Source organism: Streptomyces sp. NPDC085460 (genome assembly GCF_044541975.1).
GTDB lineage: Bacteria > Actinomycetota > Actinomycetes > Streptomycetales > Streptomycetaceae > Streptomyces.
The window spans coordinates 484,299-496,222 of record NZ_JBITTO010000004.1 but is presented as its reverse complement, the minus strand read 5'-3'; the positions used below and the strand labels follow the sequence as shown (position 1 = coordinate 496,222).

General features: G+C 72.3%; 7 protein-coding genes and 1 pseudogene. 2 read left to right on the top strand and 6 right to left on the bottom strand.

Annotation, left to right across the window (positions count from 1 at the left end; genetic code table 11):
* Positions 1–56 precede the first annotated feature (56 nt).
* From ACIGHB_RS13325 to ACIGHB_RS13310, 4 genes are all read right to left on the bottom strand, one after another.
* Positions 57–2,759 (bottom strand): DUF6493 family protein, encoded by a 2,703-nt coding sequence (locus tag ACIGHB_RS13325; RefSeq protein ID WP_399912548.1) that lies wholly within the window; start codon positions 2,757–2,759, stop codon positions 57–59.
* 64 nt (positions 2,760–2,823) lie between these two features.
* Entirely contained in the window at positions 2,824–4,191 is a 1,368-nt protein-coding gene (locus tag ACIGHB_RS13320; RefSeq protein WP_399912545.1) for an SWIM zinc finger family protein, read from the bottom strand.
* Between the two features lie 85 nt (positions 4,192–4,276).
* Positions 4,277–5,914, bottom strand: a complete 1,638-nt coding sequence (locus tag ACIGHB_RS13315; RefSeq protein ID WP_399912541.1) for an alkaline phosphatase D family protein — start codon at positions 5,912–5,914, stop codon at positions 4,277–4,279.
* 150 nt (positions 5,915–6,064) lie between these two features.
* Complete coding sequence (locus ACIGHB_RS13310; protein WP_399912538.1) at positions 6,065–7,543, bottom strand: PLP-dependent aminotransferase family protein; 1,479 nt, start codon at positions 7,541–7,543, stop codon at positions 6,065–6,067.
* A 47-nt stretch (positions 7,544–7,590) separates the two neighbouring features.
* Here ACIGHB_RS13310 and ACIGHB_RS13305 point away from each other — a divergent pair.
* Positions 7,591–8,427, top strand: a pseudogene (locus ACIGHB_RS13305) (DMT family transporter); the annotation flags it as partial.
* Positions 8,428–8,478: 51 nt separating this feature from the next.
* On the opposite strand, the gene ACIGHB_RS13300 reads toward ACIGHB_RS13305, so the two are convergent.
* Positions 8,479–9,351: an alpha/beta fold hydrolase gene (locus ACIGHB_RS13300; protein ID WP_399912536.1), complete on the bottom strand. Its 873-nt coding sequence runs from the start codon at positions 9,349–9,351 to the stop codon at positions 8,479–8,481.
* Positions 9,352–9,729: 378 nt separating this feature from the next.
* On the opposite strand from ACIGHB_RS13300, the gene ACIGHB_RS13295 reads away from it, so the two are divergent.
* The gene (locus ACIGHB_RS13295) at positions 9,730–10,470 is read left to right on the top strand and encodes a GntR family transcriptional regulator (RefSeq protein ID WP_388878728.1); all 741 of its coding nucleotides are present in this window, start codon (positions 9,730–9,732) and stop codon (positions 10,468–10,470) included.
* A 163-nt stretch (positions 10,471–10,633) separates the two neighbouring features.
* On the opposite strand, the gene ACIGHB_RS13290 is transcribed toward ACIGHB_RS13295, so the two are convergent.
* A complete protein-coding gene (locus tag ACIGHB_RS13290) occupies positions 10,634–11,791 on the bottom strand; it encodes an ROK family transcriptional regulator (protein WP_360313290.1) in 1,158 nt (385 codons plus the stop codon).
* Between the last annotated feature and the right edge of the window lie 133 nt (positions 11,792–11,924).

Here is an 11,924-nt window from a genome sequence, read left to right as displayed (position 1 = left end):
CACGAACGCTTTGTGACTGGCGGGTTAAGTGGCGATCTGGAGGATTTGTGACTGATTCAGGACGTTTCTGTCGCGCCCTGATCGGTCCCCTGACGGAGTGCGTTCCTGAGCCGCCTGGACTGCGTCACCAGCTGTGATGTGCCCCGTGCCGAAGCGTGCCGTTCGAGTCCGGCCAGCTGCCCGGTGGCTCCGCAGCGTTCCACACAGTCCGCGGCGACGGCCAGCAGCTCGCCCAGACCACGTACGGGCTGTTCGGCTTCGAGCAGTTTGGGGAGCGCCTCCGACAGGATCGTCCACACGGTCTCGTAGGCGCCGGTGGCGGCCGCCGTCCGGGCCGCGTCCGCGAGACGGTTCGGCTTCATCGACCGTTCGGCGAGGAGCCAGGCCAGATCCCTGCCCACCTGACGGGCGTCGAGATCTCCCCGCGCGGCCAGCACGAGCAGTGCGTCCACCGCCCGCAGTCGGTCGTCCGCGTCCCGGCAGCCGAGCCCGAACGCCAGCACCAGCGCGACGGCCCTGCCCACCTGCCCCTCGCCCTCGGCGAGCAGGGTCAGGGGGCCGGTCGCGTCACGTGCCGCGTCACCCTCCACACCGCTTGCCATGGAGGAGAGCAGACAGGCCGCGAGCAACTCACGGTCCGCGGGAAGCAACGTGGCCCAGCGCTCGGGGACCTGCTCCCAGTGGTAGCAACGACGGGCGTTCGGCAGCAGGCCGCCACCGAGCCAGTGGAGCGTCTTCGGGAATTCCTTCCGGAACTCTGGGCTCTTCGCCATCTCGACCAGGATCCGGTCCACGAGCCACCAACGTCCCGAACCCTTCTCCGTACGGGGGTGGAACCGCACGGTCGCCTCCAGCGGGCTCCCGGACCGCAGCCATGCCGCCAGCCGCTTTCCGGCCTCGCTGCCCAGGGCCTCTGCTTCCTCGGCCGCCTGTCCCGCCGAAGCGTCCTGCCGGCGCACCCGCAGCAGGGCATGCCCCAGGTCCACCGGCGCCGGTTCCAGACCGGCATCGGCGTATTCCTTGAGCCGTCGCACCAGGTCCAGGGGGTCGATGCCACCGGTGTGCCGAGTCGGGGTGGCCAGCAGCATCGGCAGCTTTCCTCCACCGATGAGGTGGGCGATCTCCCAGATCCGGGTCGCCTGCGTCACCTCCATCGCTCCGTGCGCGCAGGACGTCATCGGTACGGACTGGTTCCGTCCGGCTTCGATCCGCTCGCGCTTCACCCTCCCGGCGAGTGCGGCGAGGATGGCGTCCATGCCGCGCGGACCGTGCCGGAAGTAGTCGAGGTCGGCGTGGCCGGCGCCAGCGCCGGTGGGCTGCCAGTACGCGTCGGCGAACGCCTCCCGGATCCGCTCCGCCAATCCCTCTCGGTCCAGGTGCGCATGTCGTACCAGACCGTCCAGGGCGCGCTCGAACTCCATGGCATCGCTCGACCGACGCTGCTGCACCAGCAGATCTTCGATCAGTTCCTCCAGGGACCCCTGCGGCCCCGGCAGGAACAGCGGCTCCGGTACGGGCGGCAGGATCTCCTCGTACGGTGGGAGCTCCCGCTTCCCGACGCGGCTGCCGAAGACTCCCTCGGCCGCCGGCCGGTGCGCGGGACCGAGGAGCGAGGAGGCCGCCTCGGCCAGATCACACCGCGTACCCTCGTCGACGGACTTCAGATGGCGGGCCACGACCTGGAGCGCTCGCCCCTGGATCTCGGTGTCGTCGTGCCCCAAGGCATCGGCCACCACCGGCAGCACCTCGACCGAAAGTGCCGGAATCCTGGCGAGCACCTTGTTCACCAGCGACAGCTGGGCCCGCAGCAACTTCTTCTCCGTGCGGAAGAGCACCCCCGCTGTCATCTCCGCGAACGCCCCGCCCGGCAGCGCCCCCTCAAGCGCCGGTCCGGACAGAATCTTCTGCGCGTAGCCCGCGACCGGGGAGGTCGAGTCAGCGGTCATCCCGATCCAGTCGGCGATCCTGTCCCTTCGCTCTTCCGCTGTCGGGGGCACCAACTGCAACAGCGCCAAAGGAAGCCGCAGGTCGCGCTGGCGCCCGCCGCGCAGCAGACGCGACACGCACAGGTCGACCAACTCCGCCCGGTCGAGCACTCCCTCCTCCGTGAGGGCCGCCAGCGCTGACGGCCAGTGCGTCGCGGCGCCGCTCTCCACCGACCAGTTGAGCGGATCAGGGGCTTCCTGCATCGAGAGAGCGTGGGCGACCAGCACCGGAGTCTGCGGATCCGCTCGCAGGTTCTCCAGCAGCCTGCCGTTCGTGATGTGCCGCGCCCAGCCGAGTACGTATCCATCCGTCGCCGGAACCGCCGCACCCGAGCCCTCGACCAGCCCTCGGATCAGGCCGTAGCTGTCCTCGGCGACGGCCGGCCTGGCCGCCAGCCGATGGGCCACGTCGGCACGCCACACGGGCGTTCGATCCAAGAGGACCCGGAGCGCCAGGACGCCGCCCCCGCCACGCGGACTGAGCAGATCCCGTCCGCCCAGCCAGCTCGCTGCGGCCGCCGCACCTGTGTGGCAGCCGGCCCCCGCTACGTACAGCGCGCGCCGTACTCGATCGGTCTCCTCCCACCGGTTCCAGTTCCAGGTGCGTACCTCGGACCGCAGCGACTTCAGCTGCCCCAACGCCTCCAGTCGCGCGGCCGCGTCCAGCGCTTCCAGGAGTGCCGGAACCTCGGCCGCGCGCCCCGCGCGCACAGTCTTCATCAGCGCGTCGACGCCCTTGCCGTCGCTCGCTCCGCTGAGTACCCCAGTCGTCATCTCCGCCCCCATCCCTCGTGTGATTCGTCCTTCGCCGCCCTGGTCCGCGGCTCGCCACCCGTCGTCACGCCGCCGCCGTCACCGCGGCCCCGCGACGGGCCATCCGTACCGCCAGCGCGTGCTTGCACGGTCCGCGCCGGCCCCGGTACTCCGCCCACCATGTGCAGGTGCAGTTCAGCACCCCGTTCGCGTCCCGCACGCGATAGCGCCGTTCGCCGGAGACCACCGTCGCCCGGTCCCCGTCGAGTCTCACGGCGTCTTCCTCGACCAGCCGTCGTGCGGAGACGAGTCTGGGGTTGTGCCGTTCTGCCCGGTCCGCGTCGTAGGGGAGCTCCCGGTGGAAGTACGCGGTGTCCGCCACGTCGTAGCCCACCCGCCCGGCCGTGCCCAGCCGGGTCAGCGCGGCGCGGACCCGCTCGCCGGTGAGTCCGGACTGATCAGCCAGATCGGCCGTATCGATTATCGGCTCCCAGGCGAGCAGGACGGAGAGCAGCTCCGCGTCCGCCGCGGCATCGTCCGTGGCGAGGTGGTCCAGCACGCCACCCTCCCCGGAGAAGCCGCGGGCGGAGTCGGGCGAGAGGGTGAGCGTCAGCCGCATGCCGGGCAGGGCCACCTCCCAGGCACTCGCCGTGGCCAGGCCATCCGGCGCCGGCCCGTACACCCGAAGTCCGGTGGCGAAGCGCAGCACCCGCTCCAAGGCGCCCAGACGCTCGGGCCCCGGCAGGCACACGGCCCCGGCTCCCGGACGCGTTGTCGGACGCAGTGCCCGGCCTGTCTGGACCAGCCACAGCGGTGCCCGGCCGCGGCTCTGTGAACGGGGCAGACCGCGAAACAACCGTATGGCTTCCGTGCCGGTCAGCTCTGCGCGCAGGTCGAACCGGGCCGAGGCGACCTGTGCCTCCGCGAAGCCGCGTAGCCAGCGGTCGGGCAGCGGAACCCTCTTCTCCACCACCGATCCGCCGAGGGTCGTGACCGCCATCTCGTCGGGCCCCACCCGCAGATGCATCGGATCGTCTCCGGTCATCCGCGAAAGCGCCTCACGCAGTGGGTCGTTCACGTCCACGTTCGTGGTGCCGTGGCCCGTCTCAGCGCCGCCCAGAGCCTCGTCGAGCACGTCGAGCCGCGCATACACCCCGCCGCAGCCGGAGAAGGACTCGAACCGCAGCCGGTCCCCATTCCCCGTCACGACGGGATCCAGCGAGCCCGGCCTCGTCCGCTGGTGGTAACGCGCCGCAGCCACGTCGGCCACCACCAGCAGGCCGCGGGCGGCTATCCGGGGGGCGGCCAGGAACCCGGCGAAGAAGCGCGGGTGCGCCTCGGCCCCGCGAGGGGTCAGACCGCCGGCCGTCTCCAGACCTAGGAGGCGGCCGGCGGCCGTGGACTCGAGGGAAGATGGGCGTGCGTAAGCGAGCGCCTGAACGGATCGCGTCATGCAAACGACCGTAGAGCAGGCCACCGACATCGCGCTCGAATCCACAGGCCGGCCTGTGGATAACTCCGTTCGGCCCGGAGAGGCGCTACTGTCCCACCAGGCCAGGTCGCAGCACCTTCGTGAACAGCACGGTGTCGTCATCCCCTCGCAGACGGACCGTCAGGTCACCGCTCGCTCCATCGATGTCCACTTCGCCGAAGTACTGCGGGCTCTCCATCGGGGAGACGTTCGCCCGCTCGGGAGCCCGCACGAACACGCGCTCCGGGCCGAACGTCGAGTCCAGCTTGTTGGCCGGGAAACCGCCCGCGGCCAGCGGGCCCGACACGAACTCCCAGAAAGGAGCGAAGTCCTGGAAGGCGGCCCGCTCCGGCGCGTAGTGCTGCGCCGACGTGTAGTGGACGTCCGCCGTGAGCCACACCGTGCCGGTGACCCGACGGTGCTTGATGAAACGCAGCAACTCGGCGATCTGCAGTTCTCGTCCGAGCGGCGCACCAGGGTCGCCCTGGGCGATCGCCTCGAACGCGACAGAGCCGTCCGGGACGACCAGACCGATCGGCATGTCCGCGGCCAGCACCTTCCACACCGCTCGCGAACGCACCAGCTCCCGCTTCAGCCAGGCGAGCTGCTCGGCACCGAGGATGCCGGTGGCGTCATCCGCCTGCCGGCCGGGCGAGTTCGCGTTGCGGTACGAACGCATGTCCAGCACGAACACGTCGAGCAGCGGTCCGTACCGCACCACCCGGTGCATCCGGCCCTCGACGCCGGCAGCGGCACTCGTCCGCAGCGTCGAGACGGGGAAGTACTCGGCGAAGGCACGCGATGCCCGGGCCGCGAGCACATCCACGTCCTTCTCCCCATAGCGCGCGTCGTCGAGGATCTGCCCCGGGTACCAGTTGTTGCGCACCTCGTGGTCGTCCCACTGCACCACCGTCGGCACCTGAGCGTTGAACGCCCGGACGTTCCTGTCGAGCAGGTTGTAGCGGAAGTTGCCGCGGTACTCGTCCAGCGTCTCGGCGACCTTCGCCTTCTCCGGCGTCATCAGGTTGCGCCAGATCCGTCCGTCGGGGAGTGTCACCGTCGGCTGCAGCGGGCCGTCGGCGTAGACCGTGTCCCCGCTGCACAGGAAGAAGTCGGGGTCGAGACGGCGCATGGCCTCGAAGGCGCGGAACCCGCCGACGTCCGGGTTGATGCCCCAGCCCTGACCTGCGATATCGCCTGACCAGAGGAACCGCACGCCATCACGACGCCGCTCCGGAGCCGTACGAAACGTGCCGAGCACCGGCTCGCTCGTGCGGCGCGGGTCGTCGACGTCGGCGAGAACCACCCGGTAGTGGATCTGCTCACCGGCCGGCAGACCCCGCAGGAGCGACGTCCCCGTGAAGTCCGTGCCCGGTCCCAGCAGCGGTCCGCGATGACGGCGGACCCGCCGGAACGATTCCGTCGCCGAGGTCTCCACGATCATCCGGGCGGGCCGGTCCGATCGGGCCCACACCAGCCCCGAGTGCGCGGTGACGTCTCCGGTCTGCACACCCCACCGTGCCTCGGGGCGACCGGTCAGGGCGAAGGCAGGCGCCGCGAGATTGGTGCCGGCCAGGGTCAGTCCCGCGGAGAGCGCGAGCGAACCGCGCAGCACACTGCGGCGTGCGGGCGCGGCTTGAGAAGTGGCAGGAGAAGGAGTGGTGGACGGCGTTGCGGGGTGAGAGGCGGGCGGGTTCGCGGACATGTGGCCTCCGGGGCGGTTCAGAGCCGTCACGTCGCCGTGGAGGCGACGCCAAGGTCGGCTGTCGGTGCGGGAGTTCGCACCGGACCTTGCCTAGTCGCCCGGAGCGGCGACCGCGCGAACCCCGCGTGAACAGAAACGACCGCGGCCGACTCAGCGACTGCCCAACGCCTCCGCCGCCCGGCGGATCCCCGCCTCGATCGCCGTCGGCGTCAGATGCGCGTACCCGATGACGAGCCGTACGGCACGGTCCGAAGGCCGGGCCGTTCCGTACTCCTCCAGCGCTCGAAGGGCCACACCGGCATCTGCCGCCTCCGCCAGGAACCGCTCCGCCGGCCCGTAGCGCGCCGGGACGCGCGCGATGACATGCAGCCCAGCGGCGATACCCGTCACCGATGTCCCGGGGAAGTGCGCGTGCAACGCCGCCAGCAGGGCGTCGCGCCGCTCCCGGTACACACGCTGGCAACGGCGCAACTGCCGGTCGTAGCCACCACCCGTCACCATGTACGCCAGCGCCGCCTGGTCGAGCGCCGGATGGCCCAGATCCATCGTCCGCTTCCGCTCGACGACCTCGTCCAGCAGAACCTCCGGCACGACCGTCCAGCCGAGCCGCAGCCCCGGGGCGAGCGACTTGCTCACCGATCCCGCGTACACGACACGCTCGGGATCCAGCCCCTGGAGCGCGCCCACCGGCGCCCGGTCGTACCGGAAGTCGCCGTCGTAGTCGTCCTCCAGGACGTATCCGTCCACCGACCGCGCCCAGTCCAGGAGCATGCTGCGCCGCTCCGCCGACCACGCGATCCCGGACGGAAACTGATGCGACGGCGTCACCACCACCGCTCGCACCTCTGCCGCCGCGAGCGGCGCCGGGCGGAGACCCTCCTCGTCGAGCGGCAGCCACACCGTCTCCAGACCGGTCGCCGCGAACAGCCGAGCGTGCTCGGGGCTGCCGGGGTCCTCCACCCCGACCTTTGCGTGTCCCCGCCCCCGGAGCACGAATCCGAGCAGCGTCGCCGCCTGCGCCACGCCCGAGCACACCACCAGCCGATCCGGGTCGACCACCACGCCCCTGCGCCGCGTCAGCATCGCCGCGAGCGCGGCACGCAGTACCGGCAGCCCACGCGGATCCGGATACCCCAGCGCATGATGCGGCAGTTGGCCGAGTGCCGCGCGCTGCGCCGTCGCCCAGGCCGCGCGCGGGAAGAGCGACAGGTCGGGGACACCGGGCCGAAAGTCGACGGTCACACCGGAGCCGTACCGCTCCGACGACTCCGGAGCCGGCGAACCGGGAGACGTCGCCGTCCGTGTCGAGCGGACCGTACCGCTCACCCACGTGCCCGAGCCCCGGTCGCTGCGGAGGTAGCCCTCCGCCGTCAGCTGTTCGTACGCCTCCGTGACCAAACCGCGGGAGACCCGCAGATCCGCCGCGAGCGCCCGGCTCGAGGGCAGGCGCGTGCCGGCGGCCAGTCGCCCCGTCCTGACCGCCTCGCGCAGGGCTTCCTGCAAGGCGCGGCCACGTCGGCGCGCCGGTGCCCCCGCGGCGGGGAGCAGCAGCTCCCAGGCCGGCTGTGCGCCGCTGTCCGGGCCCGGCCGCCGCTCAGCCGCACCCGAAGTGGTCCCCGATGGCGTCATGAAAGTGGACCTTAACCCGGGCCGCACGGCTCCCTAGCGTCAGGACCATGAACACGAACGCCTTGCGCGGTGTCCTGCTCGTGACCCTCGCCTACGCCCTCGTCGGCGCCTCCTTCACCGCCAACGGCCTGCTCGGCGACTACCCGTACGCGGGCGGCCAGGCCCTCCGCTACGGTGCCGCCTGCCTGCTTCTCCTCCCTCTCCTCGGCCGTGGCGGGCTCGCCCCGCTCCGCCTCCTCGGCATCGCCGCGTGGGTACGGATCGCCGTCCTCGCCGGCGTCGGCATGGTCGGATTCAATCTCGCCGTCCTCGCCGCCGAGCGCACCGCCGAACCCGCCGTGCCCGGAGTCGTCGTCGGCTGCGCCCCGATCGTCGTCGCCGTCCTCGTCCCGCTGCTCGAAGGCCGCAGGCCCGCGCCGCCCGTGTTGTACGGGGCCCTGCTCGTCGCCGCCGGTGCCTTCATCGTGCAGGGGTGGGGGCGTACCGACCTCGCCGGCCTCGGCTGGTCGGCGGCGGCGCTCGTCGGCGAGGTCGCGTTCACGGTGCTCGCGGTGCCGGTGCTGCGGCCGCTCGGCCCCCGGCTGCTGACCGTCGCCGTATGCGGGGTGGGCGCGGTGGAGGCGACGCTGATCGGGCTCGTCGTGGACGGTTCCGCGTTCGTGCGGATGCCGACCCCGGTGGAGGCGGGTGCGCTGCTGTGGCAGACGGTGCTCGCGACCGTCGTCGGATTCGTCCTCTTCTACATGGCGGTCCAGCGCATCGGTATGGAGCGCGCCACGCTCTATACCGGCGCGATCCCGGTCGCGGCCGCGCTGAGCGCGGCCGCGGTCGGAGAGGCCGCGTTCGGCCTTCCGCAGGCCGTGGGTGGGCTGCTCGTCGGCGCGGGGGCCGCGCTCGGCACCGGACTGCTCACCCGGCGGAAGGCGGCGGCCGGTTCAGTCGGTGGAGCTGCCGTCGAGGATGACCCGGGCGACGAGGGCGGGGTCGTCGTTCATCGGGACGTGACCGCAGCCGGGCAGTCGCACGAGGCGCGCGCCGGGGATGGCCTGCTTGGCGCGGACGCCCTGGCGGCGCAGCAGCAGCCGGTCCCGGGTGCCCCAGGCGATGGTGACGGGCAGGGACGGGACGTCGTCGCGGAAGAGGACGGTCCGGCCCGCGGCGAGGGTCTGGTGGAAGCCGGTGGCCTCGCGCAGCGCGTGCGTCTCCGCGACGACCGCCTCGGGTGAGCGGCGGCCGGGCCGGGCGTAGATCGTGCTGGTGAGGACGGTGCGTCCGGCCGGTGTGCGGGAGAGGCGGTCGATCAGGGGGACGGGGAGCGACAGGGCCGCGCCGCGCATGGCCCGCAGGGTGCCGAAGGCGTACCGGCGTTCGCTCTCGGTCCAGAAGCCGGCGGGGGAGAGGGCGGTGACCGAGCGGACCGCCTTCTCGTGGCCGAGCCGGAGGGAGAGCAGTCCGCCGAGCGAGTTGCCGGCGACGTGCGGCCGCTCGACGCCGATGGCCGTGCAGAACGCGGCCAGCACGGGTGTCACGGTCGTCAGGTCGTAGGCGCAGCCCTGCGGGAGGCCGTCGGAGGCGCCGAAGCCGGGCAGGTCGACGGCGATGACGTCGCGTTCCGCGGCCAGGATGTCGAGGACCGGTTCCCACGCCTGCCAGTGGTGGCCGATTCCGTGGAGCAGGAGCAGCGGCGCGCCCGACCCGCGGCGCTCGTACGTCAGGGACGTGGTGTGGCGCCCCCGTGGGGTTCCTCCTGGGGACCCCGGTGACGTTCCCCCTGGGGTCTCGAACTCGAACGCGATCCGTGTCGGCATGGAGGTTCCCTCGCACATCCTCTTAGACGTCCTGTCAGCAAGAATTACTGGTCGGTAGCCGCGGGTTCAAGAGTCCTGCAGAAAGTGATGCCGTCGGATCCCCGCCACGTCTCGCCGCCTCCCCTCCGTGGGCCCCCGCCCACACCCGAAGCCCCGCCCACCGGACCGGTGGGCGGGGCTTCGGGCTGCGCGCGTCTCACGCGGGTGCGAACGTCCTGTGAACGATCAAGGTCAGAGGGTCATATTTCCGGACGTTCGGCGGAGGATTGGTCTTGACCAAGGTGATGGCTCGCCTTATGGTCGCAGAGTTAGTGCAGGAACCTTTAATAAACAAGGGCGCGGAAACGCCGCGGGACACGGCGAATTGCGGAGGACAGGGTGGGGACCACGCAGCTGGAATCGGTCCAGGAACCGAAGTACCAGCACCTCAAGACGGTGATCGGCGAAGCTCTCGACTCCGACTTCGCGGTCGGTGAGATCCTGCCCAACGAGCGCGAGCTCGCGGCTCGCTTCGGCGTCGCCCGGGCCACGCTCCGCCAGGCTCTGGAGCAGCTGGAGCTGGAAGGACGCCTCCAGCGCCGGCGCGGCGTCGGCACGACGGTCGCGCCCCCGCGCGTCGGCGTCGACGTCTCGACCACGCAGCAGGCATGGCCCGGGGTCGGCGACGACGCCTGGCAGGCGCAGGACTCCCTCCTCGGCACGGCGCCCGCCGCCGTCGCGCGGCTGCTTGACACGCCGGCCGGCGAGGACGTGCACGTGGTCCGCCGGGTGCGGCTCAGCCAGGGCCAGGCCGTCGCCGCGGAGCTGCTGTACGTGCCCGCCGCTTCGGTCGCCGGCCTCGCCGCGATCGACGCTCCCGCCGGGCCCGCGCGCGCTCGCGCCGTGCTGCGCGAGCTTCAGCAGCTGGCTCTCGACGGCCAGGACCGTTCGGTGGAGCTGGGCTCCGCGCGCGCGGAGGACGCCAAGGAACTGGACCGTCTGCCGGGTTCGCCGGTGCTGGTCGTCACGACCCGCTACCTCTCCGGCGGTCGTACCGCGGCCGTCTCCGTCGCTACGTACCGTGCCGACACCTGCCGCCTCACCTTCGGCGACTCCGTCGACCTGGCGATGGCCTCCTGACCCACCCACGGTGACCGGCCTGCGAAGGCCGTCGCGCCCCGTGCAGTACGCGAACGAGGACCCGGCCTTCCCAGGCCGGGTCCTCGTTCTTTCGCTTGAGCCGGCCCCCGCCGCCGGGGACCCTGACGGGCTCGGAGCCGTACGACAGCTCGCGCCACGCGGTTCAGCGGCGGGCCGTCACGCTGCCCTCGACCGCGAACAGCTGCTCCTCGACGTGATCGAGCGCCAGCCGCAGCGCACCCGTACCGACAGCGGCCTCGCCGAGCAGCGAGAGCACCACGCGCGGCGGGCGGAGGCAGAAGCGCGCCAGCTCCTCGCGGAGCGGCTGCAGCACCCCGTCCAGGCCGGCCGCCCAGCCGCCGACCACCACCAGCTCGGGATCGAGCGCCAGGACAAGGGCGCCGACGTCGTGCACCAGGCGCTGGATGAACCGTTCCACCGCCGCCTCGGCCCGCGCGTCACCCTTCCTCGCCAGCGCGAAGACGTCCGCCACCGCCTGCTCGTCGAGCGGGTGCAGCGGTTCGTCGGTCGTCGAGAGCAGGTGCTCCGGCGTGACGCCGCGCCCCAGCAGGTGCAGCGCGCCGATCTCGCCCGCGGCGCCGCCGTAACCGCGATGCAGCCGGCCGCCGATCAGCGAGCCCGCCCCGGGGCTCAGTCCCGCGAGGACGAAGACGATGTCGTCGGAGTCGGTCGCGGCACCCTTCCAGTGTTCGGCGACGGCCGCCGCGTTCGCGTCGTTCTCCACGATCACCGGGCAGCGGAAGGAACGGCGCAGCCGCTCGCCGAGCGCGAGGCCCGTCCAGCCGGGCAGCGCGGTGCCGAGCCGCACCGTGCCGTCGGCCTCCACGATGCCGGGGGTGCCGACACCGACCGCCCGCAGGTTGGACCGGGGCACGCCGGCCCGCCGCAGGACGTCGGCGACGACCGTACGCACCTTGTCCAGGCGCTCGTCCTCCGGCGCCGTCTCCGACACCTCGCGCGCGCCGGCGCCGATGATCCGGCCGTCGAGGCCGGAAAGGAGCGCGGCGACGCGGTGCGGGCCGATCTCGATGCCGAGCAGATGGCCGGCCTCGGCGCGGAAGCGGAACCTCCTGGCGGGCCGGCCCTGGCGCCGGGCCTCGCCCTCCTCGGGCGCGGTCTCCACGACGAGACCGCCTTCGATGAGTCCCTCGACGACGCCCTCGACGGTCGGCCGGGACAGGCCGGTGATCCGGGTCAGGTCCGTCAGCGTGCGCGCGTCGGAACCGCGCAGAGCATGGAGTACCACCGCGGAATTGATCCGCCGCAGTAGAGACGGATCCCCGCCGGTCAGCCGCCCCACCGTGTGTCCTCCCAGCTCGTGCCCGTCTCAGGCGGATGGTACTCAATGGTTCCGGAAGCGGCGAGGGCCGCCCCCGGGACGTGTCCGCGCCGTGTCCGCCCCGAGACCCGAGGCCGCCCCGGAACCGCGGACC